The sequence below is a fragment of the Rhodopseudomonas sp. NSM genome (assembly GCF_052445935.1).
GTDB lineage: Bacteria > Pseudomonadota > Alphaproteobacteria > Rhizobiales > Xanthobacteraceae > Rhodopseudomonas.
This window is the reverse complement of sequence record NZ_JBQTCH010000003.1, coordinates 442571-469495: the sequence shown is the minus strand read 5'-3', so window position 1 is coordinate 469495 and position 26925 is coordinate 442571. Positions and strand designations below refer to the sequence as shown.

Annotated in this window: 19 protein-coding genes; 13 read left to right on the top strand and 6 right to left on the bottom strand. The window is 66.4% G+C overall.

Annotated features, from left to right (window positions below; all coding sequences use genetic code 11):
- Positions 1 to 32: 32 nt before the first annotated feature.
- From ACTZWT_RS10550 to ACTZWT_RS10515, 8 genes are all read left to right on the top strand, one after another.
- Entirely contained in the window at positions 33 to 530 is a 498-nt protein-coding gene (locus tag ACTZWT_RS10550) for a tripartite tricarboxylate transporter TctB family protein (protein ID WP_444769622.1), read from the top strand.
- Positions 531 to 620: 90 nt separating this feature from the next.
- A complete protein-coding gene (locus ACTZWT_RS10545; protein WP_444769621.1) occupies positions 621 to 2153 on the top strand; it encodes a tripartite tricarboxylate transporter permease in 1533 nt (510 codons plus the stop codon).
- A gap of 122 nt (positions 2154 to 2275) precedes the next feature.
- Positions 2276 to 3250, top strand: a complete 975-nt coding sequence (locus ACTZWT_RS10540; RefSeq protein WP_444769620.1) for a 2-dehydropantoate 2-reductase — start codon at positions 2276 to 2278, stop codon at positions 3248 to 3250.
- Between the two features lie 147 nt (positions 3251 to 3397).
- Positions 3398 to 4183, top strand: a complete 786-nt coding sequence (locus tag ACTZWT_RS10535) for a fumarylacetoacetate hydrolase family protein (protein WP_444769619.1) — start codon at positions 3398 to 3400, stop codon at positions 4181 to 4183.
- A 396-nt stretch (positions 4184 to 4579) separates the two neighbouring features.
- Positions 4580 to 5575, top strand: coding sequence for an NAD(P)H-dependent flavin oxidoreductase (locus ACTZWT_RS10530; protein WP_444769618.1), 996 nt, complete (start codon positions 4580 to 4582; stop codon positions 5573 to 5575).
- Positions 5576 to 5603: 28 nt separating this feature from the next.
- A complete protein-coding gene (locus tag ACTZWT_RS10525; RefSeq protein WP_444769617.1) occupies positions 5604 to 6572 on the top strand; it encodes a quinone oxidoreductase family protein in 969 nt (322 codons plus the stop codon).
- 144 nt (positions 6573 to 6716) lie between these two features.
- Complete coding sequence (locus ACTZWT_RS10520) at positions 6717 to 8096, top strand: cation diffusion facilitator family transporter (RefSeq protein ID WP_444769616.1); 1380 nt, start codon at positions 6717 to 6719, stop codon at positions 8094 to 8096.
- A gap of 218 nt (positions 8097 to 8314) precedes the next feature.
- The gene (locus tag ACTZWT_RS10515) at positions 8315 to 10630 is read left to right on the top strand and encodes a PAS domain-containing sensor histidine kinase (RefSeq protein ID WP_444769615.1); all 2316 of its coding nucleotides are present in this window, start codon (positions 8315 to 8317) and stop codon (positions 10628 to 10630) included.
- A 57-nt stretch (positions 10631 to 10687) separates the two neighbouring features.
- On the opposite strand, the gene ACTZWT_RS10510 is transcribed toward ACTZWT_RS10515, so the two are convergent.
- Positions 10688 to 14002: a S8 family peptidase gene (locus ACTZWT_RS10510; protein WP_444769614.1), complete on the bottom strand. Its 3315-nt coding sequence runs from the start codon at positions 14000 to 14002 to the stop codon at positions 10688 to 10690.
- 531 nt (positions 14003 to 14533) lie between these two features.
- Between ACTZWT_RS10510 and ACTZWT_RS10505 the strand changes: the two genes are divergently transcribed.
- Both ACTZWT_RS10505 and ACTZWT_RS10500 read left to right on the top strand, forming a co-directional pair.
- Complete coding sequence (locus ACTZWT_RS10505; RefSeq protein WP_444769613.1) at positions 14534 to 15565, top strand: helix-turn-helix domain-containing protein; 1032 nt, start codon at positions 14534 to 14536, stop codon at positions 15563 to 15565.
- Between the two features lie 111 nt (positions 15566 to 15676).
- Complete coding sequence (locus ACTZWT_RS10500; RefSeq protein ID WP_444769612.1) at positions 15677 to 15952, top strand: hypothetical protein; 276 nt, start codon at positions 15677 to 15679, stop codon at positions 15950 to 15952.
- A 3-nt stretch (positions 15953 to 15955) separates the two neighbouring features.
- Here ACTZWT_RS10500 and ACTZWT_RS10495 read toward each other — a convergent pair whose 3' ends face one another.
- From ACTZWT_RS10495 to ACTZWT_RS10480, 4 genes are all read right to left on the bottom strand, one after another.
- Positions 15956 to 18925, bottom strand: coding sequence for a bifunctional [glutamine synthetase] adenylyltransferase/[glutamine synthetase]-adenylyl-L-tyrosine phosphorylase (locus tag ACTZWT_RS10495; protein WP_444769611.1), 2970 nt, complete (start codon positions 18923 to 18925; stop codon positions 15956 to 15958).
- On the bottom strand, positions 18922 to 20391 hold the full coding sequence (locus ACTZWT_RS10490; protein ID WP_444769610.1) for a sensor histidine kinase: 1470 nt from the start codon (positions 20389 to 20391) through the stop codon (positions 18922 to 18924). Before ACTZWT_RS10490 ends, ACTZWT_RS10495 begins: the two co-directional genes overlap by 4 nt.
- A complete protein-coding gene (locus ACTZWT_RS10485; RefSeq protein WP_444769609.1) occupies positions 20375 to 21055 on the bottom strand; it encodes a winged helix-turn-helix domain-containing protein in 681 nt (226 codons plus the stop codon). Before ACTZWT_RS10485 ends, ACTZWT_RS10490 begins: the two co-directional genes overlap by 17 nt.
- 274 nt (positions 21056 to 21329) lie before the next feature.
- The gene (locus ACTZWT_RS10480) at positions 21330 to 22910 is read right to left on the bottom strand and encodes a Do family serine endopeptidase (RefSeq protein ID WP_444769608.1); all 1581 of its coding nucleotides are present in this window, start codon (positions 22908 to 22910) and stop codon (positions 21330 to 21332) included.
- Positions 22911 to 23257: 347 nt separating this feature from the next.
- Between ACTZWT_RS10480 and ACTZWT_RS10475 the strand changes: the two genes are divergently transcribed.
- The 3 genes from ACTZWT_RS10475 (at position 23258) to ACTZWT_RS10465 (ending at position 26344) form a co-directional block, all read left to right on the top strand.
- The gene (locus ACTZWT_RS10475) at positions 23258 to 24163 is read left to right on the top strand and encodes a ferritin family protein (RefSeq protein WP_444769607.1); all 906 of its coding nucleotides are present in this window, start codon (positions 23258 to 23260) and stop codon (positions 24161 to 24163) included.
- A 68-nt stretch (positions 24164 to 24231) separates the two neighbouring features.
- Positions 24232 to 24720: a ferritin-like domain-containing protein gene (locus ACTZWT_RS10470; protein WP_444769606.1), complete on the top strand. Its 489-nt coding sequence runs from the start codon at positions 24232 to 24234 to the stop codon at positions 24718 to 24720.
- Between the two features lie 397 nt (positions 24721 to 25117).
- Positions 25118 to 26344 (top strand): GTP-binding protein, encoded by a 1227-nt coding sequence (locus ACTZWT_RS10465; RefSeq protein WP_444769896.1) that lies wholly within the window; start codon positions 25118 to 25120, stop codon positions 26342 to 26344.
- 55 nt (positions 26345 to 26399) lie between these two features.
- On the opposite strand, the gene ACTZWT_RS10460 is transcribed toward ACTZWT_RS10465, so the two are convergent.
- Positions 26400 to 26900: a cytochrome c-type biogenesis protein gene (locus tag ACTZWT_RS10460; RefSeq protein ID WP_444769605.1), complete on the bottom strand. Its 501-nt coding sequence runs from the start codon at positions 26898 to 26900 to the stop codon at positions 26400 to 26402.
- Positions 26901 to 26925 lie beyond the last annotated feature (25 nt).

The window sequence follows — 26925 nt, the reverse complement described above, 5'->3', positions numbered from 1 at the left end:
CCCGCGCCGCCTCTCCTGTCGGGGACACTCTCATGTCTGCATCGACTGACGGCAACCTCGGTCCCTCGCACAAGCTCGTCGAGGCCGGCGTCGCATTGCTGATTGGCGCCACAGGGATCGTGGTGATCGTCGGCAGCATCAGGGCCGGGATCGGCTGGGGCGCCGAAGGCCCGCGCGCCGGCTTCTTCCCGTTCTACATCGGGCTGTTCATCGTGCTCGCCAGCGTGATCAACCTGATCTCCGCGCTGCGCGCCCGCCATCATCATCTGTTCGCCGAATGGAGCCAGCTCGGCCACGTCATGAGCGTGCTGATCCCGAGCGCGCTGTTCGTCGGCGCGATGCCGTTCATCGGCCTCTACGTCTCGTCGGCGCTGTTCATCGGCTGGTTCATGCGCTGGCTCGGCAAATATCGCTGGCTCACCGTGTTTGCCGTCGCGATCGGCGCGCCGGTGGTCACCTATCTGGTGTTCGAGCGCTGGTTCCTGGTGCCTCTGCCGAAGGGGCCGCTCGAGGAGTTGCTCGGTCTCTAGTTTTTCGCTCCGCCTGTCTTCTCCACGTGGACCGGCGCTGACTCAGTTTTCGAAAGCAATCGATACCCTCGCAGTTCAGGACCCGTCCGGATGGAAGAGCTCACCAACCTGTTCCACGGCTTCGCCGTCGCGCTGATGCCGTTCAACATCCTGGTGATGGTGATCGGAATCGTGCTCGGCGTCATCATCGGCGTGCTGCCCGGCCTCGGCGGCGCCAACGGCGTCGCGATCCTGCTGCCGCTGACCTTCAGCATGCCGCCGACCTCGGCGATCATCATGCTGTCCTGCATCTACTGGGGCGCGCTGTTCGGCGGGGCGATCACCTCGATCCTGTTCAACATCCCCGGCGAACCATGGTCGGTCGCGACCACCTTCGACGGCTACCCGATGGCGCAGCAGGGCAAGGCCGGCGAAGCGCTGACCGCGGCTTTCACCTCGTCCTTCGTCGGCGCGCTGTTCGCGATCATCATGATCACGCTGGTCGCGCCGCTGGTGGCGCGGTTCGCGCTGGAATTCGGGCCGCCCGAGAAATTCGCGGTGTACTTCCTCGCCTTCTGCAGTTTCATCGGCCTGTCGAAAGAGCCCGCCTTCAAGACGGTCGCGGCGATGATGCTCGGCTTCGCGCTGGCCGCCGTGGGCCTGGATTCGATGACCGGCCAGCTTCGGCTGACCTTCGGCTTCACCGAAATGCTGAACGGCTTCGACTTCCTGATCGCGGTGATCGGCCTGTTCGGCATCGGCGAAATCCTGCTGACGATGGAGGACGGACTGAGCTTCCGCGGCAGCAAGGCGAAGATCAATCTCCGCGTCGTGCTGCAGACCTGGAAGGAACTGCCACGCTACTGGATGACGTCGCTGCGCTCGAGCATGATCGGCTGCTGGATGGGGATCACGCCGGCCGGCGCCACGCCGGCCTCGTTCATGAGCTACGGCATCGCCAAGCGCGTCTCCAAGAACGGCAAGAATTTCGGCCACGGCGAGATCGAGGGCGTGATCGCGCCGGAGACCGCGGCCCACGCCGCCGGCACCGCGGCGCTGCTGCCGATGCTGTCGCTCGGCGTGCCGGGATCGCCGACCGCCGCGGTGCTGCTCGGCGGCCTGCTGATCTGGGGCCTGCAGCCCGGCCCGATGCTGTTCGTCGAGCAGAAGGAGTTCGTCTGGGGCCTGATCGCCTCGATGTATCTCGGCAACATCGTCGGCCTCTTGATCGTGCTGACCTGCGTGCCGTTGTTCGCCGCGATCCTGCGGATTCCGTTCAGCATCGTCGCGCCGCTGATCCTGGTGCTATGCGCGATCGGCGCCTATTCGGTGCACAACTCGACCTTCGACGTGATGCTGATGATGGTGTTCGGGGTGATCGGCTATCTGTTGAAGAAGTGCAATTACCCGCTGGCGCCGCTGGTGCTGGCGATCGTGCTCGGCGACAAGGCGGAGGAAGCGTTCCGGCAGTCGCTGCTGGCCTCGCAGGGCGCGCTCGGCGTGTTCTTCTCCAATGGCCTGGTCGCCACCATCATGACCCTCGGGCTGATCGCGCTGTTCTGGTCGCCGATCAACGCCGGCTACGCCAGGCTGCGATCCGCGGCGACCGGGCGGCCGCGGCCGGCCGGCCCCGATTACGAATAGCGCCATGAGCATCGCATGCTTGAACGAGGCGCCGATCTGACCGATAAACCGCCGCACCGCATCATTCGCGGCTGCAACTTCCACGATCGCCAGGCGTTCTGGCGTTGAGCCCAGGAAATTCGATGAAAGTCTGTATCTACGGCGCCGGCGCGATCGGCGGTTATCTCGGCGTGCAGCTCGCGCAATCCGGCGCCGACGTCAGCCTGGTGGCGCGCGGCGCGCATCTGGCGGCGATGCAGCAGAACGGCCTCAAGCTGTTGATCGGCGACGAGGAGCGCGTGGTGAAAGTCCGCGCCACCGACAAGCCGTCGGAACTGGGCCAGCAGGACTTCATCATCATCTGCCTCAAGGCGCATTCGATCACCGGTGCGATCGACGCGATGAAGCCGCTGCTCGGCTCGCACACCCGCATCGTCACCGCGGTCAACGGCGTGCCGTATTGGTACTTCTACAAGCACGGCAATCAGTTCGAGGGCCGGACGCTGGAGAGCATCGATCCCGGCGCGCGGCAGTGGAACGAACTCGGCCCGGAGCGCGGCATCGGCTGCATCGTCTATCCGGCGACCGAGCTGGAAGGCCCGGGCGTGATCCGCCATGTCTATGGCGACAAGTTCCCGGTCGGCGAAGCCTCGGGCGAGACCACCACCGACGTGCAGAATCTGTCGAAGTTGCTGGAGGCCGCCGGGCTGAAGGCGCCGATCCTCGACCGCATCCGCGACGAGATCTGGCTGAAGCTGTGGGGCAATGTCTGCTTCAACCCGATCAGTGCGCTGACCCACGCCACGCTCGACGTGATCGCGTCCGATCCGGCGACGCGGGCGCTGGCAAAGGCGATGATGCTGGAGGCGCAGGCGATCGGCGAGACCTTCGGCGTCAAGTTCCGCGTCGACGTCGAACGCCGCATCGAGGGCGCCCGCAAGGTCGGCGCGCACAAGACCTCGATGCTGCAGGACCTCGAACGCGGCCGGCCGATGGAGATCGATCCCCTGGTCACCGTGGTGCAGGAAATGGGCCGCATGACCGGCATCCCGACGCCGGCGATCGACAGCGTCCTCGGCCTGGTGATCCAGCGCGCCAAGGTGGCCGGGCTGTACTAACAGTCTACGTTCGTCATTCCGGGGCGCGAACGCAGTTCGCGAACCCGGAATCCAGAGGTTATTAGCACGTCCATCGCATCGGGATTCCGGGTTCGCGCGTTTCACGCGCGCCCCGGAATGACTCCCGGATCTGAGAGGAGACCCGCCATGACCAAATGGGTTCGCTTCCGCGCCGATGGCGCGATCGGCTTCGGCACCATCGCGCATTCCGACATCGCCGTGCATGACGGCGAGATGTTCGGCGCCAACAAGCCGACCGGGCAGACGCTGCAGCTCGGCGATGTCGAATTGCTGGCGCCCTGCGCGCCGGGCAAGATCATCGGGTTGTGGAACAATTTTCACGCGCTGGCGGCCAAGCTCAATCAGTCGATCCCACCCGAGCCGTTGTACTTCCTGAAAGCGACCACCAGCGTCGCCGCGCACGGCGCGGTGGTGAAGCGCCCCGCCGCCTATGACGGCAAGGTGGTGTATGAAGGCGAACTCGGAATCGTCATCGGCAAACGCGCCAGCAACATCTCCGAGGCCGAGGCGGCCGCGCACATCTTCGGCTACACCTGCGTCAACGACATCACCGCCGCCGATATCCTCAATCGCGATCCGAGCTTCCCGCAATGGGCGCGGGCGAAGAGCTTCGACGGCTTCGGACCGTTCGGCCCCGCGATCGCCACCGGTCTCGATCCCGCGACGCTGTCGATCCGCACCATCCTCAACGGCGCCGAGCGGCAGAACTACCCGGTCGCCGACATGGTGTTTCAGCCCCACAAGCTCGTCAGCCTGCTGTCGCACGACATGACGCTCGAGCCCGGCGACCTGATCTGCTGCGGCACCTCGGTCGGCGTGGGCGTGATGAAGGAGGCCGTCAACAGCGTCACCATCGCGATCGAGGGCATCGGCGAACTGCACAACGAGTTTCATCAGGCGGCGAAAGCGTAGCCTCCTGCACCGTCATTCCGGGGCGCGCCGTCAGGCGCGAACCCGGAATGCGGAGGTTTTGGCGCGGCAGAGATTCCGGGTTCTCGCCTACGGCGAGCCCCGGAATGACGCGCTGAGAGGAAGTCGCCCAGCTCTATGCGCGGCCCGATGTGAGCCCCACACACGTCATTCCGGGGCGCGAACGAAGTTCGCGAACCCGGAATCTCGAAGTTGTTGCGCACTCGTCGTCGTTCACGTCGAGATTCCGGGTTCGCTCGCTTGCGCGAGCGCCCCGGAATGACTCGTTGAGAGGGTGCCCCTTCCCCCGCGCATTGGACATTTCCTCCCGGCTTCGGCAATCTGCGGCCGAACCACAACAGCAACAGGCGCGCGAGGCGCCGGTCCATGGGGCACAGCATGATCAAGACGCGATTCACCGAAACCTTCGGCATCGAGCATCCGATCGTTCAGGGCGGGATGCAGTGGGTCGGCCGCGCCGAGCTGGTCGCCGCGGTAGCCAATGCTGGCGCGCTCGGCATGATCACCGCATTGACGCAGCCGACGCCGGAGGATCTCACCAAGGAAATCGCGCGCTGCCGTGATCTCACCGACAAGCCGTTCGGCGTCAATCTCACGATCCTGCCGGCGATCAAGCCGCCGCCTTATGCCGAATATCGCCAGGCGATCATCGAGAGCGGCGTGCGGATCGTCGAGACCGCGGGCAACAAGCCGCAGGAGCACGTCGAGGAATTCAGGAAGCACGGCGTCAAGGTGCTTCACAAATGCACCAGCGTCCGCCACGCGCTGTCGGCGGAGCGGATGGGCGTCGACGGGATTTCGATCGACGGCTTCGAATGCGCCGGCCATCCCGGCGAGGACGACACGCCGGGCCTGATCCTGATCCCGGCCGCGGCCGACAAGATCAAGATTCCGATGATCGCCTCCGGCGGCTTCGCCGATGGCCGCGGCCTGGTCGCCGCGCTGTCGCTCGGCGCCGACGGCATCAATATGGGCACGCGCTTCATGTGCACCAAGGAGAGCCCGATCCACGAAGCGGTCAAACAGAAGATCGTCGACAATGACGAACGCGCAACCGACCTGATCTTCCGCACTTTGCGAAATACCTCGCGCGTCGCGAAAAACGCGATCAGCCAGCAGGTCCTCGAACTGGAAAAGCAGGGCGCGACCTTCGAACAGGTCAAGGAGCTGGTCGCCGGCTCCCGCGGCAAGATGGTCTACGTCACCGGCGACACCGACGAAGGCGTGTGGTCGGCCGGCCAGGTCCAGGGCCTGATCCACGACATTCCGAGCTGCGCCGAGCTGGTGTCGCGGATCGTGCGCGATGCCGAGGCGATCATTCGCGGCCGGCTCGAAACGATGCTATCGGGGAGCGCGCGCCAGGCGGCGGAGTAGCCGCGGCATCCATACGGGAAGCGTTGAGATGAAGGCCTATATCTACGGCGCCGATGGCGTCGCGATCACCGACGTCGAGAAGCCCGCCCCGAAGGGACCGCAGGTCCTGGTCCGCGTCCGCGCCTGCGGGCTCAATCGCGCCGATCTCGGCATGACCAAGGGCCATGCCCACGGCGCGGCCGGCGGCGTCGGCGCGGTGCTCGGCATGGAATGGGCCGGCGAGATCGAGGCGGTCGGCGACGAGGCCTATGGCTGCGAGATCGGCCAGCGGGTGATGGGCTCGGGCACAGCAGCCTTCGCCGAGTACACCCTCGCCGATCACGGCCGGCTGTTTCCCATTCCGGACAGCATCAGCTTCGAGGAAGCTGCCACCCTGCCCGTCGCGCTCACCACGATGCACAATGCGCTGATCGCGGTCGGCAGGCTGCGCCCCGGCGAGACCGTCCTGATTCAGGGCGCGAGCTCGGGTGTCGGCCTGATGGCGCTGCAGATCGCGCGGTTGAAGGGCGCGAGACTCGTGATCGGCTCGTCGACCGACCAAAGCCGCCGCGACCGGTTGAGCGAATTCGGCGCCGACCTCGCGATCGATTCTTCGGCCGAAGGCTGGGTCGATCAGGTGCTCGCCGCCACCGGCGGCGCCGGCGTCGATCTGATCATCGACCAGATCTCCGGCAAGGTCGCCAACCAGAACCTCGCCGCGGCGCGCGTGCTCGGCCGCATCGTCAATGTCGGCCGGCTCGGTGGCACCCACGCCGATTTCAACTTCGACCTGCATGCGGCGCGCCGGATCGATTATGTCGGCGTCACCTTCCGCAGCCGCAGCATCGAAGAGATCCGCGAAATCTTCCGCCAGGTGCGCGGCGACATCTGGACGGCGGTCGAATCCCGCAAGCTGAGATTGCCGCTCGACCGGGTGTTCCCGTTCGCCGAGATCGACAACGCCTTCGCGCATATGGAGGCGAACCGTCACCTCGGGAAAATCGTGGTGACCCTCTGATCGGTTCCCGCGATGGCAACGTCGTAGCCGCCTGAATAAGAATTATTTGCAACAACAACACTCGCGAAATCGCGATGGCGATCCGCATGGCCCGGCTTTTATGTTCGGGACCGGGCTGCTACACCGCGCCCATGAGTAATGCCCATGAGTAATTACGCGAGCACCAAATCGCGTGTGGCTGCGGTGTCCGTGCTGGCGAGCGCCAGCATGGCGGCGGCCAAATTCGCCGTCGGCATCGCCATCGGATCGCTGGCGCTGATCTCCGAAGCCTTGCATAGTTCGATCGATCTGGTCGCGACCATCATCACCTGGTTCGTGGTTCGCGTCTCCGACCGCCCGGCCGACGACGTCCATCACTATGGACACGGCAAGATCGAAAGCCTGTCGGCGCTCGGCGTCATCGCGCTGCTGTATGTGCTCGCCGGCGGCATCCTGGTCGAGGCCACCAGCCGGCTGCGCGAGGGCGCTCCCGCGCCGGTCTTCTCGTGGCTCGCCTTCGGCGTCCTCGGCGTCGACATCCTGGTCAATACCTGGCGCGCCTGGGCGCTGCACCGCACCGCCGTGGCCACGAAGAGTCAGGCGCTGGCCGCCGACGCGCTGCACTTCGCCTCCGACGTGCTCGGCTCGTTCGCGGTGATCGCCGGACTGTCGCTGTCGGCGCTGGGCTTCGCCTGGGGCGACGCCGCCGCTGCGATCGGCGTCGCGGTGATGATCTCGATCCTCGGCCTGCGGCTCGGCCGCTCGACGATCCAGACCCTGCTCGACCGCGCGCCGGAAGGCGTCTCGGACAAGGCCCGCGACGTGATCAGCGCGGTGCCCGGCGTCGTCGGCATCGAACGCCTGCGCACGCGCATGGTCGGCCCGACCCACTTCATCGACGCGCTGGTCGAGGTGCCGCGGACCTATCCGATCGACCGGATCGACGAGATCAAGCGACGCGCCGACGACGCGCTCAAGCTCGCCTTCGAGGACGCCGACCTCACCTTCACGGCGATTCCGGTGGCGCGCGACAACGAGACCGTGCGCGAGCGCATCATGGTGATCGCGCGTAATTCCGGCCTCGCCGTCCACCATGTCACCGTCCACGATCTCGGCTGCAAGATCACCGTCAGCATCGATCTCGAGGTCGACGGCAACATGCCGCTGGTCGAGGCGCACGACATCGCGCACGAGCTGGAGCGGCACATCCGCGACGATTTCGGAACCGACGTCGAGGTCGACACCCATATCGAGCCGCTCGAGCCGGAAATGCCGCACGGCTACGAAGCCGCGCCGGAACGGGTCGAGGAGATTCGCGCCGCGCTGATCGGCTTCGCAAGCAACGGGGCGATCCACGACATCCACAGCGTCAGGGTCCGCGACACCGAGGCCGGCGAGATCGTCAACTTCCACTGTTATGCCGAGCCGACGCTCAGCGTCATCGCGGTGCACGACCACGTCGACGAGATCGAGCGCCACATGCGCCGCGCGTTTCCGAGCGTGAAGCGGGTGATCAGCCACGCCGAGCCGCCGAATGCGGATTGAGGCGCGGCGCCTGAGACTCCTACGCGTATTCGTTCCCGTTTCGGACTCGGCTCACGCATAAATGTACGTGCGATTCATCTTTGGATAAGAAATTTTCCGATCCGTCGAATCGTTGACTCTCGACAGCCCGACAAAAGTGGATTCAAATCAGCGCATGATTCGAATGGCGATACGTCGTTCGAACGGGGTGCTAACAGACATTTTGGTGGGGGCCGCGTATGGCGCGCGTGCAGGGCGCGAGCGCCTGCGCTCAATCCGATTCGATCAAAGGATTGGCGCAGTCGATCGCTAAACCGGCCTACCATCGGCTATTGACGGCCGAGCCGGTGCTCCGCCGAGCCGTCCCGATACTCATCATCGCCTTCCTCATCACGATCTGCTTCGGCGCCGCGGTTCAGTTCATCGACCAGAGCCGGCAGAAGCGCGCTGCGCTCAATCGCGATCTCTGCGCGCTCGCCGACCTGCTCGCCGAGCGGCTCGAACATATCGGCGTTGTGCGGCTCGATCGCCCGGCCTCGATCGAACGCCTGCAGAATCTGCTGCCCGGCCTGATCCCGTCCTGGGGCATCGCAGCCGGACGCCATGTGATCGTCACCGGCGCCGATCAGCGCGTGCTGGCGCGCGTGCCGGGCGACGAAGGCACGAGCGCCGCCGACAAGTTTCTCGACATCATCAGCGCCACGCCGCCGCTGACCCGGTCCGCGCAGCAAGGCACCATCACCGAGATCATCCTGCCGAGCGGCGCGTCGGCCCTCGCGACACTGCACACCATCAAGTCGCTGCCCGGCCAGGTCATCGTCATTCACGAAGACACCGGCTCGATCCTGCGCTCCGATGCCGCGCTGCAGATCACGCTGTCGGCCACCACCGGCTTCGTCGTCCTGATCCTCGGCTTCGCGTTTCACTGGCAGTCGACCCGCGCGCAGGAAGGCGATCTGATCAACGACGCGGTCCGCAGCCGGATCGACACCGCGCTCAATCGCGGCCGCTGCGGCCTGTGGGACTGGGACCTGTCGCGCGGCCGTATCTTCTGGTCGCAGTCGATGTTCACGCTGCTCGGCCTGGAGAGTCGCAACGACCTGCTCACCTTCGGCGAGGTCAACGCGCTGGTGAACAGCGACGACATCGACCTGTTCGCGATCGGCGACCAGTTGATCGCCGGCAACACCGATCACATCGACCACAGCTTCCGGATGCGCCACGCCAACGGCCACTGGATCTGGCTGCGGATGCGCTGCGAACTCAGCCAGGAAACCCAATCCGACAACAAGCACCTGATCGGCATCGCGGTCGATGTCACCGAACAGAAGAGCCTCGCCGAGCGCACGGTAGAAGCCGATCTGCGACTGCGCGACGCGATCGAGACCATCCCCGAGGCGTTCGTGCTGTGGGACGCCGAAAACCGCATGGTGCTGTGCAATTCCCATTTCCAGCGGCTGCACAAGCTGCCGGACATCGCGGTTGCGCCCGGCACCTCCTACGAGACGGTGATCGAAGTCGGGCAGATGCCCGAGATCCGCACGCGGCTGTGCGGCGTCGGCGGCGGCTCGACGCCGGGCGCCCGTACCTTCGAGGCGCAGCTCGACGACGGCAGCTGGCTTCACATCAGCGAACGTCGCACCAAGGACGGCGGCTATGTCGCGGTCGGCACCGATATCACGCGGATCAAGGCCCACGAACAGAAGCTGGTCGACAACGATCTGCGGCTGCGCGCCACCGTCGCCGACCTCAAGATCTCGCAATACAAGCTGGAGCGACAGGCGGTCCAGCTCGCCGATCTCGCCCGGAAATATTCCGAAGAGAAGACCCGCGCCGAGGAGGCCAATCAGGCCAAGTCGAAATTCCTCGCCAATATGAGCCACGAGCTGCGCACGCCGCTCAACGCCATCATCGGGTTTTCGGAAATCATGGGCAGCGGCATGTTCGGCACGCTGGGCTCGGAGAAGTATCAGGAATACTGCCACGACATCATGACCAGCGGGCATTATCTGCTGGAAGTGATCAACGACATTCTCGACATGTCGAAGATCGAGGCCGGTCGGATGCGGCTCGAAATGGAGGAGCTCGATCTCGCCCACACCCTCGGCGAATCCCTCAAGGTCGTGGCCGGTCGCGCCGAGAACAAGCGGCTCGAACTGCTTTCGGAGATCGAGGACGACATTCCGATCGTGGCCGATCGCCGGGCGATCAAGCAGATCCTGATCAACCTTCTGTCGAACGCCGTGAAGTTCACCCCCGACGGCGGCCGGGTGATGGTGCGCAGCCGGACGCTGCCGAATTCGATCGTGATGATGATCGCCGATTCCGGCATCGGCATCGCCCCGCAATCGCTACGCCGTCTCGGCCAGCCGTTCGAGCAGGTCGAGAGCCAGCTCAGCAAGACCTATCACGGCTCGGGCCTTGGCCTGGCGATCGCCAAGTCGCTCACCAAGCTGCACGGCGGCTCGATGCGGCTCCGCTCGACGCTGGGCGCCGGCACGGTGGTGATGGTGACGCTGCCGCGCGACTGCCAGCGCCGCCGGATCGCGGCCTGATCGATCCTCAGCCGCCGACGGCGCTGCGAACAGCTTTGGTCCGACCGAAGCTCGGCCTCACCAGTTGAAGCGCGCCCCGGCCGAGACCTGATGGCTCGCCGCGTTGCTGCGATACTCGCCATTGTAAGCCGCGAACATCCGGAACGAGTCGCTGCGCCAGCCGGAGATCCTGGCGCCGAGCAGCGCGGCGTTGCGACCGGGCTGCGCCGCAGACACCAGGAACGGCTGGTCGAGCAACGCCGCCTGGCTGACGAACATGGTATCGCGCAGGTCGTAACCCCAGCCGAGCTTGAGTTCGGGCACCAGGGTCGTGCCGTCTGCGGCGCGCAGCCGCGCACTGATGGCAGCGCCGGTCACGGTCGTCAGCTTGTCGTAGGTCTGCGCAGCGTAGACGAGACCGATCGGAAGCTGGCTTTCGCTGTAGCCGTCGCGGCGGAAGCCCTGCCAGGTGAGGCCGGCAAACGGCTTCAGCGTCACATCGGGTGCCAGCGCGAAACGATACCCCGCCTCGAGCGCGGTGCCGAGGCCGAGGCCATTGGCGTTGCCCTGCAGGCTCGCGGGCGCCAGCACGATCTGGCGGCCGGTGGACAAATCACTCGTCCCGGCCACGACCCGGAAATCCACCACCGCAGCGCCCGGCATCCAGCTCGCATAGGCGGCGCCGGCGTAGGTATCCGATCTGCCCTGGATATCGGTGCTGCTCGCCGTGGTCCGCGCATAGCCGAAGGCGCCGCCGGCGACGAGACTGTTCGAGAACCAGCGATCGGCGCCGAGGGTGAAACCGGCGCTGACGGCCCTGGAGCCCGCGAGATCGCCATTGTCGCGCACGCGGGAGTTACGGCCGAAGCCCTGCCCCCAGAGCGACCAGCCGTCCTGGATGCGGTCCGTCGGCGCGATCGCAGCGAACGCATTCATGGCCGAACTCGTCGCGGCGCTCGTCATGTTCTGACCGGCATAGGACAGCGCAAAGGATTGCGCCGTGCCGTTCTGCCCCTGCTCGCCGCCCAGGGATATCGTCTCCTGGCGATCGCCGATCGTGCCGAGGATGCCGGTGAAGGCCTGCAGGGCCGCGCCGGAGACGGCCGGCTGGCCGGGGCCCGGCAATTGCGTCAGCGCCACGTCGTACTGCGCTTCGGTATCGAGCCCGTACAACGCATCGTACAACGCCTTTCCGCTCGCCGACGGCAGCACGCCGGCGGCCGGCCGCTGACTGTCGAGGATGCCGGCGACCAATCGCGCGTTGCCACCGAGCTGACCGCTCTCGGCGAAGGAGCTGAAACTCGCCGGCGTCACCACCAGCGTCAGGACGGTCGGGTCGTAGACCAGATCGAAGCGGCCGTTGGCCGGCAGGCCGGAGACCGGCTGCACCAGCGACGCGAAGCTGCCCGCGGTGCGCGCGCCATTCTGCGCCTGCACGATCGCGAAATCCGCGCCGAGGGCCGGCGTGTAGTTGCTGACCGTACCGACGCTGTCGCGCAGCACCGGCGTCAGCGTGCCCGCCGCATAGAACACATTGCCCGCGCCGGTGACATAGATCCTGTCATAGGTGCCGGGGCCGCCGGGCACGATCAGCGCGCCGTCGATGTCGATCCGGGTATCGGCCGTCGCGGCCAGCGTGACATTGCCGTTGAAGGTCAGCGCGCCGACCGAATTGCCGTTCAGCACGGTGCCCGCCGCCACCACATTGTTCGCCACCAGGTCCCCGATATTGGACATCTTGCCGGGCGACAGCGTGCCGGCGATCGTGCTGTCGCCGACGACGGTGCCGAATCCGGCGAGCGTCGCGGGCTGGGCGACGTCGAGCCTGTGGCCCGCCGCCATCGTCAGCGTGCCGTCCACGGCGAGCGTGCCGAGCTGCGCGAAGACGTCACCGGCGGCGTTGGTGCGGCCGGAGACCGTCAGGATGCCGCTGCCGATCTTGCTGAATGCCCCCTGGGTGTTGAGGAGCTGGCTCCAGTAGACGGTCTGATCAGCCGCAACCGTGATGGCGGCATTGGCCGCCAGCGTCGTCGGACCATCGGTCGCGCGATCCAGCCGGATCAGGCCATGACCGAAAACAGTGTCGATGCCCGCGTCTCCCAGATCTTCCGTGGTCGAAAACAGCAGATGCGCAAGATCCTGCGCGTTGTAGGTCGGATTGGCCTGGATCAGCACGGCGATCGCGCCGGAGACGGTCGGCGCCGCCATCGAGGTACCCGCCTCGAACCCGTAGGTGTTGTTCGGAATGGTCGAATAGATCTCCGGACCGGTGGTTTCGTCGCCGCCCGGGGCGGCGACGCACCAGCTTGCGGTGACGCCGCAGAGGTTCGAGTACCAGGCGGGCGCCTTGGTGATCCCGACCGACATCACGCCGATGATCTGGCCGTTCTGATGCTGCAGGTCCGTGTAGTTGAGCCGCGCGCCCTGATCATCGTACACGCCGAGGCCGGCATGGGCGGGGTTCAGGAACGGCAGCAGTGCCAGACCGGAGGGGTTGCGGGCGGCGACCGGATTGGAGCCGCGGTCGTTGCCGTTGGCTGCGACGATGATCTTGCCGGCCCGCAGCGCATTGAGCGCGGCCCCCGCCTCGTCCGCACTGGAGCCGACCGGCCATTGGGTCAGATTGGTGATGCCGTCGAAGTCCGGGCCATAGCTGGCGTTGTAAACCATCGTTCCCGACAGACTCGCGAAGTAGTTCAGCGCGTCCGCAGAGGAGTCGTTGCCCGCCGCGACGACATAGCCGGCCGCGGTCAGGATCCGGAGAGGAATGACGCGCGCATCGTAGGCCACGCCATGGGCGTCGACATTGTCGAACTTCTCTGCTGCGACGATTCCGGCGACATGGGAGCCGTGGATATCCTTGGCGTTCAGCGGCGTGAGTTGATGCGGATCGTAGGCCTCACCGGCCCGGACGACGTAATTGTAGCCGAGGCTGGTCGTGAGCTTGTTGACCAGGCCGGCATTGGTGACGTCGAAGCCGGTGTCCGCCACCGTTACGGTGACGCCGGCGCCGGTGTAGCCGCGGCTGTACGCGGTCGGCGCGCCGATCAGATCGAGGTTCCAGGTCTGCGCCTGCGCGCTCGGCAGCGGGTTGGGGAGATTCGGCGAGGTGTTGTTGGCCATCGCGACGTTCTGGTACGACGTCGCAGCGGGCCCCGAAACCGTCGCTACCGTCCTCGCCGCCAGAACCTGCGCCGCGTTCGGCGCCAGCAACATCCGCTGCCCCGAGGTCAGCACGCCGAGATCTGCAGCCGTCGTGACATGGCGCGCAACCAGCGGCGACAGACCGGCGGCGTATCCGACGACAGCATCCCGCGATCCGGGATCGCGATACGTACGATCATAGGCCTGCGCGATCAGTTCGCCTTCGCCGCGCCGCAGGGCATCGGCCAACCTTGCTTTCAACTCTGGTGGCACGGCGGATTTCGCAGCCGTTTTCGGCCTGGTGACCGCGTCCGCAGCGTGGAGCGGATCCGGACCAGGGATGCCCACGAGGAAGGTGGAGCCGAGCAACAGCATCATGAAATTGCGAAAACGTCCGCCAGTCGCCATCGATCCTCCCCCGGTCCCCGCGCATCGCGCGAGCGTCCCGATCCCCTCCAGCCCCATCGCAGACACGTTCATACACGATGCGACATCTTGCGGTACGCTTCTAGAACGGCGGAGGATCGTTGCGACAGGGCTCTGATGGCTTTGCACAAGCGCGGGCTGCGGTTTCCTTTGACTTGGCGTCTCAAGCGGATCGTTCGTTCGATGTGGGTGGCGTCTGGAACGCAGCCTGCGGGCGTGTTCGCGGTAAAACCGCCCGCGGCGCCGGTTTGTCGTTCGTTTCCCGCGGACAAGGCGCTAGGTTGGGTCGCAAATTCGGACGCGGCGGCACGCGAAACGATCCGAAGGTAACATCAGCACTATCAGACACTCGTCATGGCGCCCCTTCCCCGACTGTTCTACGTCACTTCGAATCTCGATGAGTCGACGGCTCTGGCGACCTGGCGTGCGGTGATTTCTCCACTGTTCGAACCGCGCCCGTGCGGCCCCGGCAGAAGGACGCCCACCGGATCGGCCTATGGGGTGATCATCGGCGATCTCGTCGTCGCCAAGGTCGCGTTCAATGCGCAGGACTTCGTTCGGGACGCGCAGCGCATCGCCGTGACGCCGGATCATCTCTTGCTGCATCTCTACGTGACCGGCGGATTCAACGGCGTCGTCACGGGACGGCCGACGACCATTGGACCCGGCAAGGTCGCGCTGATCGATCTGGGCCAGCCGATCGCCACGCGCGCCTTCGCCTCCGGTACCGTGTGCCTGATCGTTCCGCGCAAGCTCCTCGGCGGCCTTCCACTGGAAACGCTCCAACCGCGGCTCGACGCATTCCGGAACGATCTGCTCGCGGCGCACATGCTGTCGTTGCAGGAACGCAGCGCCCAATTGACCGAGGCTGACGTCGCCGCCACGGTCGCCGAGACCACGGGCTTCTTGAGACGACTGCTGGCACCCGCCCCCGGCCCTTCATTGGCTCAGCAGAAGGGAACGGACGAGACGGTTCTCACGCTGTCGGAAGCGCTGATCCGCGACAATCTCGCGTCGCCTCAACTGTCGCCGGATTGGCTGGCCGGCAGGCTCGACGTCTCGCGCGCGTCGCTGTATCGGCTGTTCGCGGAGCGCGGCGGCATCATGCGCTATGTCCAGGAGCGCCGGCTGCTTGCCGTCCAGGCGGCCCTGAGCGATCCGATCGAGACGCGCCGCCTGTCGCGCCTGGCCTCCGACCTCGGCTTCAAGAGCGAGGCGCATTTCAGCCGAAGCTTTCGCATACGCTTCGGCGTCACCGCCAGCGCCTATCGCAAGGCACAGCTCGACGCCTCCGCGGCGATCCAGCTCACCAGCCCGGCCGTGGTGCAGCAATGGTGGACGGCGGTCGCGCGAAGCCCTCCGGTTCGCGACCTCGCCCGCGGCTGAGGAGCGGGACCGCAATCGGGTAGCGGCCCTTCCGCTGTAGCCGAATTCCGTATTGCGCGGCTGCGTCGGCCACGTGTATGAGCCGATCGTCCGTCTGCGGAGGGATCGGCGTTGAATTTCAGTGCCCTCTTACATCAGTTTGCGACCTGGTCGTTCCGGATCGCGATCGCCGGCGGCCTTGTGGGCGTAGCGTATCTCGCGATGCGCGGCGACGCTGACATGCCGGGCGCGCGCCTCGTCGCCGCGCAGACCGCAGCGCCCGCCGTCGACTTTCCCCCGTGCCAGCCGATCGGCTACACCACGGAGGGCGAGCTGGTGTATTCGATGGATTGCGAGCAATTGCCGGTCGGGCCGGACGCGGGCGCACCGGCGCCGCCCGCAAAATAAGCCCTACTCGCCCTTACCGCCGATCAGCCGGTTGAAGATCGCCCGCACCTCGGCCTGGGTTTCCTTCACCCGCGCTTGGAGCGAGGAGAAGTCCGGCGCGTCGCCGGCGCGCACCAGCACGCGCAGCAGATCTTCGCCGGCGGCCTCGGGCTTGAACTTGTCACTGACGCACAGCCGCAGGATCTGCGTGAGGTCGTGATACAGCCGTGCCGCCGGGCGCAGCACATCGGCGTCGGGCTGCGCCAGCACGCCTAATCTGGCCGCGTTGTCGATCGCCGCCAGCGTGTTGACGGCGAGAATGTCCGGCATCGTGGCGGCGTGCACGAGTTGCAGATACTGCGCGATGAAGTCGATATCGACCATGCCGCCGGCGGCGTATTTGAGATCCCAGACGTCGGCCTCGCCCTTCTCCTGTGCGATCGCGGCGCGCATTTCGGCGACGTCATTGGCGATGATCGCGGCGTCGCGCGGCCGGGTCAGCACCGCGCGGATCACCTGCTCGATCCGCGCGCGGAACTCCGGCGACGCCGAGATCACCCGGGCCCGCGTCAGCGCCAGATGCTCCCAGGTCCAGGCTTCGACCTCCTGATACTCCGCAAAGGAGTCCAGCCGCGACGCCAGCGGGCCGGCGCGGCCCGACGGCCGCAGCCGCATGTCGACGTCGTACAACACGCCGTAATTGGTGCGCGTGGTGAAGGCCGAGATCAGCCGTTGGGTGAAGCGCGCGAAGTACTGCGCGCCCTGCAGCGAACGTTCGCCGTCGGAGTCCGGCTGCTCGTGGTCGAAATCATAGATCAGGATCAGATCGAGATCGGACGACGCCGTCATTTCGCGGCTGCCGAGCTTGCCCATCGCCAGGATCGCGGTCTCTTGATCCCTGATCTTGCCGTATTGCGACACGAACTGCTTGCTGACCAGATCGTGCACCGTGCCGACGATGCCCTCGGCGACGTCGGCGAAGGCGACGCTGGCCTGCTGCGTCGACACCGTACCGGACAGAATCCGCGTACCGATCAGGAACAGGCTCTCCTGCCCGAACAGCCGCAGCCGGTCGAGAAATTCCTCGTAGGAGCCGGCGTCCGCAAGCGTCGCCGCGAGCCGCGCCGACAATTCGGCGCGGTCGGGCATCGCGCCGAAGAACCGCGGGTCGATCAGCCCGTCCATGATCTGCGGCTGCCGCGCCAGCATGTCGCCGAGCCGCGGCGCCGCGCCGAGCACCAGCGCGACCAGCGTCAGCAAATCGCGATTCTGGCTGAGCAGCGAGATCAGCCGGCCGCCGCGATGCAGCGCCTGCAGCAGCCGGTCGAATGCGTTCACCGCGTTGTCGGGTTCCTCGGCGCGCGCCAACTCCTCGATCAGCGCCGGCACGAAATCGTGGAACGCGCGCTGCGTCGCTTCGACCTTGAGAATGCGATAGCCGCCGGCCATCCATTGCTGCAGCGCGGTCGCCACCATCAGCGGCTTCTTGTAGCCGAGCGTGCGCAGATGATCGAGCAGCACGGTGTCCTCGGGGCCACCGGCGTAGTCGACCGGCAACTTGGCGGTGCCGGTCGGATCGCCCTCGAACAGCTTGCTGTAGTGGCCCTGCACGCAATCGAGATGCGCCAGCAGATCGCGCGCGAACGCCTCACGGCTGGCATAGCCGAAGAACCGGGAGAACCGCTCCACCGCCTCGATGCTGTCCGGCAGAGTGTGGGTCTGTTCGTCCGCGATCATCTGGATGCGATGCTCGACGCGGCGCAGGAACTGATAGGCGGCGGACAATTCGTCACGCGCCTGAAACGTGATCCAGTCGCGGTTCGCCAGAATGTCGAGCGCGGCGAGCGTCGGCCGCACCCGCAATTCCGGATGCCGTCCGCCCGCGATCAGTTGCTGGGTCTGCGCGAAGAACTCGATTTCGCGGATGCCGCCGCGCCCGACCTTGACGTTGTGGCCCTCGACCGCGACCTCGGTCTGGCCGCGGAAGGTCTGCATCTGCCGCTTCATGTCGTGGACGTCGGACAAGGCGGCGAAATCGAGATGCTTGCGCCAGACGAACGGCGCGATCTCGGACAGCAGCGCATCGCCCGCGACGGGATCGCCGGCGCAGGCGCGCGCCTTGATCATCGCGGCGCGCTCCCAGGTGCGGCCCTCGCGTTCATAGTAGTTGAGCGCCGATGCGGTCGACAGCGCCACCGGCGTCGACGCCGGATCCGGGCGCAGCCGCAGATCGACGCGGAACACGTAGCCGTCGTGGCGGCGCTGCTGCAGGATGCGGCTCAGCCCCTGCGTCACCCGCACGAAGAACGGCTGCGGTTCGATGTCGGGCGCGAGCGTCGGCGCGTCGAGCTCGTAGAACACGATCAGATCGATGTCGCTGGAGTAGTTCAACTCGCCGGCGCCCATCTTGCCCATCGCCAGCACGATCAGGCCGCTGCCCTCTTCCGGCGCGTCGCTGTTCGGCGGCAGGATGCGACCGCGCGCGGCCTCCTGCCGCAGCAGGAAGCGCAGCGTCATCTGCACCGATTGCACCGCGAGGTCGGTCAGCGCCTGCGTCACCTGCATCACCGGCCACAGCCCGCCGATGTCGCACAGCGCGATCGACAACGCCGCCTCCGCCTTCATCCGGCGCAGCACCGCCATCACCTCGGCCTCGTCGGAGGCGGTGGCGACCGCGGCCGCGGTGGCGTCGAGCAGCGCCTTGAAGCCGGTCTCGGGCTCGGACCGCAGCAGCCGCAGCAGCCGGGCGGGATCGGCGCGGATCAGGTCGAACAGATAGGGCGAGGCCTCGGCGATCGAATGCAGCGCAACACGAATGTTCGGACAGCGATCGGCGACGCCGCGGATCGCATCGGCGAGATCCGCCGGAACCTCGGCGAGCCAGTCGGCGAAGCGCTTCGCCGCATCGTCGGGCGCATGCAATTGCGGCCCGGCAGCGAATCGCGCGGCCAGTGCGGCGGGTGAAATGTCCGCGTCAATCGCGGAGAAAGTCATGCGGGCGTCGGTTCTGGTGTGGTGTTGGCTGGAGCCAGTCCTTCGCCCGTGTGCGCCGGAATTGCAAGCGTGGCGCGCAAACCCGGTTGCGCGTCGGCCAGCCGCAATTCGCCGCCATGCAGCGTCGCCACCGCGGAGGCCAGGCTGAGGCCGAGCCCCGAGCCCGGCAGGGTGCGACTCGCCTCCAGCCGCACGAAGCGCTCCACCGCGTGCTTGCGGTCGGCCTCCGGTATTCCGCGACCGTGATCGGTGACGCTGAGCAGCACCTGATCGCCGTCGCGGCGCGCCTCGATCATGATCTCGGCGCCCGGCGGGACTGCTGTGGCCGGCTCGGCGCCGGGCGCCGCCAGCGCGAGTTGCGGCTGACCGTATTTGATCGCGTTCTCGACCAGATTGGCGAGCGCCTGGCTGATCAGTTCGCGATTGCCGCGGACCGGCGCCGGCGCGCTGGTGACCTGCAGCGTCAGGCCGTTGTCTTCCGCCAGCGGCTCGTACAATTCGTGGATGTCGCGCGCGATCCCGGCGGCGTCGAACGCATCCATTTCGCCGCGCGCGTGCCCGGATTCCGCGCGCGCGATCATCAAGAGCGCGTTGAAGGTGCGGATCAGGCCGTCGGATTCCTCGATGGTGCGCTCCAGCGCGGCGCGATAATCCGCCTCGCTGCCGGACAGCGCCAGCGCCTCCTCGGCGCGGTTGCGCAGCCGCGTCAGCGGCGTCTTCAGATCGTGCGCGATGTTGTCGGAGACCTCTTTGAGGCCACTCATCAGCGCCTCGATCCGCTCCAGCATGGCGTTGAGATTTTCCGCCAGCCGGTCGAGTTCGTCGCCGCTGCGGCCGACCGGCAGCCGGCCGGACAGATCGCCGGCCATGATCCGCTGCGTGGTACCGGTCATCGCGTCGATCCGGCGCAGCACGCGCCGCGCGACGAACACGCCGCCGCCGAGGCCGAGCACGACGACGATAAGCACCGACCATTGCGCCGCCGAGCGCACCACGTTGAACAGCCGCCGGCGCTCCTCGAGGTCGCGGCCGATCAGCAACCGGAAGCCGCTCGACAGTTCGGTGACGCGCACCAGCGCGCGGTGCTCGCCGCGGTCCTGATCGTCGAGCCGGCGATAGAAGGTTTCGGTCCAGCCGATCTTGCTCATCACGCCCGGCGCCAGCGCGCCGACATTGCCGGCGACCGCCTGCCCCGCCGGCGTGGTGACGAGATACAGATTGGCGCCCGGCCGCAGCGCCCGATTCTCGATCGTCAACACCAGCCCGCGCAGGCCCCGCCGCGTGTAGACGTCGTCGACCTCGCCGATCTCGGCATCCACCGTGGTGGTGATCTGATCGGTGATCAGCCGCCGCGTATTCCACGCGAAATACCCCAGCAGCGACGCCGCGAACAGCCCGAACAGGAACAGATAGACCAGCGTCAGCCGAAACGCGGTGGTTCGGATCAGTTTACCGAATGCCGTCACGGATCATATACCCCGCGCCGCGGATGGTGTGCAGCAGCGGCCGGTCGAAGCCCTTGTCGATCTTGGAACGCAGGCGGGAGATGTGGACGTCGATGACGTTGGTCTGCGGATCGAAGTGATAGTCCCAGACGTTCTCCAGCAGCATGGTGCGGGTCACCACCTGGCCGGCGTGCTTCATCAGATATTCGAGTAGCCGGAATTCGCGCGGCTGCAGCGTCAGTTCCTCGGTGCCGCGGGTGACACGGTGCGACAGCCGGTCGAGCTCGAGATCGCCGACGCGGTAGCTGGTCTCCTCCGCCGGGCCGCCATGGCGGCGCGACAGCACCTCGACGCGCGCCAGCAGTTCGGCGAAGGCGTAGGGCTTCGGCAGATAGTCGTCGCCGCCGGCGCGCAGGCCCTTGATGCGGTCGTCCACCTGGCCGAGCGCCGACAGGATCAAAGCCGGGGTTCGGTTGCCCTTGTCGCGCAGCGTGCCGATCACCGACAGGCCGTCGCGCTTGGGCAGCATGCGGTCGATCACCAGCACGTCGTAATCGCCGCTGTCGGCGAGCGCGAGCCCCTCCTCGCCGTCGCTGGCGAGATCGGCGACGTGGCCGACTTCACGAAACGCCTTGACCAGATAATCGGCGGATTCGCGGTCATCCTCGATGATCAGGAGGCGCATGTGGGAATCGGATTCGCTCGCGGGCTTCACGGTTTCTGGCACCATGGCGGGACTTCAGCCTCCATGCAAGGCGGCACGACACGCCCGCCGGACATGGAAGCGGGCGATGGAGCTGGGGGAACTCCACCGCCCGCCTGGTCCTTCCGATGGAGGGGGGCTTACTCCGGCCGGAAGGTAGAAGGTGGGGACGAGCTGTTCACCCGTCCCCCGGAAAGCGCCGTCAGCGGGGGCGACATTGCCGGCGACACTCTCCAACTCTGCGTCAGGTGGCCGATCAGCCCTTGGCCGAGATCGGCACCGCGACGAAGCGTGACGAACCACCCGAGCGGACCCGGATCAGCACGCTGTTCTTGTTGTCGTTCTTGGCGGTGTTGATGGCGTCGCGGACATCACCCGGGCTCGCGACATTCTTGCCCGCGACCTCGAGGATCACATCGCCTTCCTTGAAGCCGCGATCGGCTGCGGCACTCTTCGGATCGACATCGGTGACCACCACGCCATCCTTGCCGGCACCTGCGACCGAACTGGCCGGCGCGACCGTCAGGCCGAGCCGCGGCACTTCGGCGCCGCGGCTGGAGTGGCGGCCGCCGTCGCCGTCATCATTGGCCTTGGCTTCGACCTGGTTCGGCAACTGGCCGAGCGTCAGGCTGAGCTCGCGGTCGGCGCCCTTGTGGAACACGGTGAGCTTCACCGTGTTGCCCGGCGCGAAGCCGCCGATGGTGCGGGCAAGCTCGCGCGCGTCCTTCACCGGCGTGCCGTTGACGGCCGTGATGACGTCGCCGGATTCGATGCCGGCCTTGGCCGCAGGGCCGTTGGGCTGCGGCTCCGCAACCAGTGCGCCGTCCGCCTTCTTCAGCCCGAGGCTGTCGGCGATCTCCGGCGTGACCGGCTGGATCTGAACGCCGATCCAGCCACGGCTGACCGAACCCTTGTCCTTGAGCTGCTGCACCACCGCCTTGACGGTCGAGGCCGGGATCGAGAACGCGATGCCGACGCTGCCGCCCGAGGGCGAGTAGATCGCGGTGTTGACGCCCATCACCTCGCCATTGACGTCGAACGCCGGGCCGCCGGAATTGCCCTTGTTCACCGGAGCGTCGATCTGGATGAAATCGTCGTACGGACCGTTGCCGAGGTCGCGGCCGGAGGCCGAGACGATGCCGGCGGTGACGGTGCCGCCGAGGCCGAACGGATTGCCGACCGCGAGCACCCAGTCACCGATGCGTGGCTTGCCTTCGGACAGCTTGGCGAACGGGAAGTCGGTGCGGCCTTCGGCCTTGATCAGCGCCAGATCGGTGCGCTGATCGGTGCCGATCACCTTGGCCTTGTAGGTCTTGCCGTCGTCGGTGGTGACTTCGACCTTGTCGGCGCCGTCGACGACGTGATTGTTGGTCACGGCATAGCCGTCAGCGGTGATGAAGAAGCCCGAGCCCTGCCCGGTCATCATCCCGCCGCCGCGATGGCCGCGCAGGCCGGGCGGCATTTCACCGCCGAAGCGGCGGAAAAAGCGCTCCATCGGCGAGCCGGGCTGGAACGGCGAATCCTCGCTGCGCTCGTCGGTCTTCGCCATCTTCTCGGCGATGTTGACCTTCACCGAGATCACCGACGGCTTCACCTTCTCGACGATGTCGGCGAAGCCCACCGGCTGCTGTGCCTTGTGGACCTCGTTGCCGACCTGCGCCTGCGCCGGCGTGCTGAACAGATCGCCGGACGCCGGGTATTGCGACAGCCCGAACGCGCCCGCGCCGAGGCCGGCAACCACCGACGCCATCAGCGCGAATTTCCGCGCCGAGAACAGCGATCGGCGAACCGGCCGGCTGGACGGCTGCGAGGTGAGATCGGAAGAGCGGTCGGTCATACAGGGTCTCCAGAACCATCGAATGTCGGGGGTGCGGACGATCGCACCGGATGGTCTGAAGATGGGGGCTCGCGCCTTACAGCGCGCTGGATACGGCATTAAACTTTTGTAACTTAGCGGTATTCCGGCGCGACGGTTGGTCGCGACGGGCCCACGATCAGCTCACGGTTTGTCAATACTCGTACATTTGTGTCGGGAATCCGATCTGCGCCCGCTGCGCGAGCCGGTGCGCGCATTTGCGCAACTAACTGAAATATCAGCTCATCTCCAGTGGCCTGCTTCTTGCCAAGGCGGCACCAAGGACGCCCGTACGGCGTCGGTCCCAACCCAGCTAACAGGAGAGCGCCTTGGCTAATATTACCTTCTCTTCGCCCGTGATGGCGAAGGACGTCACCGTTTACGCCGTTGCCGGCGATCGCGGCACCATTCTCGCCGTGGCCAAGGCGCACAAGATCCCGATCCCGTTCGATTGTCAGGACGGCGAATGCGGCTCCTGCCTGGTTCAGGTCGAGCACTTCAATCCGAAGGCCAAGTCCGCAGTGGCGCTGACCGAGAAGGAAAAGGAAGTTCTGCGCCAGCTCGGCAAGATCACCAAGGACGAGATCGCCAACGCCGAGGTCAACGACATTCCGCCGCGCTACCGCCTCGCCTGCCAGTGCTTCGTGCGCAACGAGGACATCATGGTGCGGTTCGACGGCGACAAGACGGTGCCGCAGAAGCTCGCGGTGACCCACGCCGCGGCGCGCTTCAAGGGCGGCCTCGAGATCTCGACGCTGCCGGAGTTCTTCAGCTACGCCGCCAAGCTCGAGGAAGACGCCGCCCTGCACTACGACGAACTCGCCAAGGCGATGGCCGATGCCGGCAACGAGTCGGTCGCGAAGCTGTTCGGGCAGCTCGCCGAATTCTCGCGGATGCATCTCGCCGAAGTGAAGGCGCGCGCCGGCAGCATCGATGTGAGCAAATCGGTGCCGCCGGACTACGCGTGGCCCGATCACGCCACCCCGGAGCGCGCGGCGGTGTGGGCCTCGGACACCTCGATGACGCGGCTCGGCGGATTGAAGGCTGCGCTGCAGGGCGAGCGTCGCGGCTTCGAATTCTACCGTGCGATCGAAGCGACCACCAAATCGCCCGAAGTCGCCGCGGCGGCGAAGGAATTCGTCGGCGAGGAAGCCGAGCACGTCCGCATTCTCGAAGCCTGGATCACCCAGGAGGAATGGGCGCTGAAGCACGCCAAGACGGCTGAAAACGCCTGACGACAGAGTCCGACATCAGAGACGGCCGCCGTCGACCCGGCGGCGGCCGAACAGCGAAGGATCATCACATGGACACGGTCGAAGAGTTTCTGGCGCACTCCATCCGCCTCGAACAGGAAGCGGCGCTGCGGTTCGGTCAGCTTGCCGACGCGATGGATTCGTGCGGCAACAAGGAAGTCTCGAAGCTGTTCCGGCAGCTCGCGGACTACTCGCGGATGCATCAGGCCGACGCCCAGGCGCGCGCCGGCTTCCGCGACATGCCGGAGATGGAAATCGGCGATTTCAAATGGCCGGGCGACGAGAGCCCGGAGACCGCGGCGATCTGGGGTACTGATCCGTTCATCGGCCGCGACCTCGCTCTCGAAATCGCGCTGGAAGCCGAGACCGGCGCCTACGAGTGGTACAAGAACGTGCTCGACACCACCGACAATCCGGAGATCAGGGCGCTGGCGAAAGAGTTCGTCGCCGAGGAAAGCGGCCACGTCGCCGAGCTGCACCGCTGGATCGCTTTGCACAAGGCCGGCAAGCCGCTGCCGATGGAAATCGTGCCGTTCTGAGTCCGCGATCGGCTGCCGGCGCCTCCATCCACTTCGCCACCGATCACCGGCTCGAGATTTCGGCCCGCCGGAGACGATCGCCGACGCCGGCGGCCGTGATCGGCGGCGATGGTGCGCGCCGTGACCCGCGTCGGCGTCTCGGCACCCGATACGCGAGACGTTGAAGAAGCTTGATCGCCTTCAACGTCTCGAGCGACCGCCGGCCGGGAAGTCCACCGATGGGCGATCGCCGGGCAACGCCGGTTGCCTTCCCAAAGGCGGCCGAAGAGATCGCGACCCGCGATCGGCGTGAAGCTCCCGTTTCAGCACGCCCCCATCCCGAACTTGACACCTCGAAACAGCGTCATGTAAGTTGATGTAATGTTATAACATCACATTCGGTGACGACGTGGCACGCTTGCAGACAGCCGACAATCGCCTTCCAGTCACGGTCTTGTCGGGATTCCTCGGGTCCGGAAAAACCACCCTGCTGAACCACGTCCTCAACAATCGGGAGGGACGGCGGGTCGCGGTGATCGTCAACGACATGAGCGAAGTCAACATCGACGCCGATCTGGTGCGGGAAGAGACGGCGCTGAGCCGGTCCGAGGAGAAGCTGGTCGAGCTCACCAATGGCTGCATCTGCTGCACGCTGCGCGACGATCTGCTGAAGGAGGTCGGCCGCCTCGCCGAGGAGGGGCGGTTCGACTACCTGCTGATCGAAAGCACCGGCGTCTCCGAGCCGCTGCCGGTCGCCGCGACCTTCGAGTTTCGTCAGGAATCCGGAGAGAGCCTGTCGGACGTCGCCCGTCTGGACGCGATGGTCACGGTCGTCGACACCATCCATCTGCTCAAGGACTACGCGTCCACCGACTTCCTCGCCGACCGCGGCGAAACCGCCGGCGAAGGCGACCAACGCTCGCTGGTCGATCTGCTGGTCGAGCAGATCGAATTCGCCGACATCGTGGTGATGAACAAGGTGACCGATGCGACACCCGAACAGCGCGCGGCCGCCCGGGCGATCATTCGCGCGCTCAATCCGGACGCGCGCCTGATCGAGACCGACTACGGCCGCGTGCCGCCGAACGAATTGTTCGACACCGGCCTGTTCGACTTCGACCGCGCTCACCAGCATCCGATGTGGTACAAGGAACTATACGGCTTCGCCGACCATGTCCCCGAGGATGCCGAATACGGCGTCACCAGCTTCGTCTGGCACGCCCGCCGCCCGCTGATCCCGGAACGCTTCAACGCGTTCTTGCAGACGCCGCTGCCCGGCGTCATCCGTGCCAAGGGGCACTTCTGGCTGGCGACGCGGTCCGAATGGGTCGGCGAGTTCAGCCTGGCGGGCGCGCTGGCCACGACCAAACCACTGGGCTTCTGGTGGGCGGCCGTGCCGCCGTCACGCTGGCCGACCGACACCGACCTCCGCAACCAGATCACCGCGAAGTTCGATCCCGTTTACGGCGACCGACGCCAGGAGATCGTCTTCATAGGGATGCTGGGAACGATGAACCGCGCCCGCATCACCGCGGCGCTGGAGCGCTGCCTGATCGACGACGCCGGTTCCAGATCGTTCGACCCGCGGACCTATCAGGGCCTGCCCGATCCGTTCCCGGGGTGGCGCCGCACCGAAGCGGCTTGAGCGGTCGGTCATCTCGACGCGGAGATGGACGATGCGGAGACCGGATCCCGATTGATCAGGCCGGCCGATCCGACCCCTCCGCCATCAATTTCTCCAGCCTCGCCTGCTCGTCCGCGCTGAGCGGCGGCGCCGTCTCCAGCGCGCGCGGCGCGTTGCGGGCGCGCCTGCGCACGTGCAGCCACAGCCCCAGCCCGCCGCCGAACAGCACCAGCGGCGTCACCAGCCACAGCACCAGCGTGTGGGTTTCGAAGCGCGGCTTCAGCAGCACGAACTCGCCGTAGCGCGCCACCAGATAGTCCAGCACCTGATTGTTGCTGTCGCCGGCCGCGATCCGCTCGCGCACCAGGAGCCGCAGATCCTTGGCCAGCGTCGCATCGGAATCGTCGATCGACTGGTTCTGGCACACCATGCAGCGCAGCTCGCGCGACAACTCACGCGCCCGCGCCTCCTGCGCCGGATCGGCCATCACCTCGTCCGGCTGCACGGCGTGGGCCAATGGCACGGCGGAGGCCAGCATCGTCAGGGCGAGAACTATTATCGTCGCGAACTTCCGCACCGTGCTCTCCCTCATCCTGAGCAGC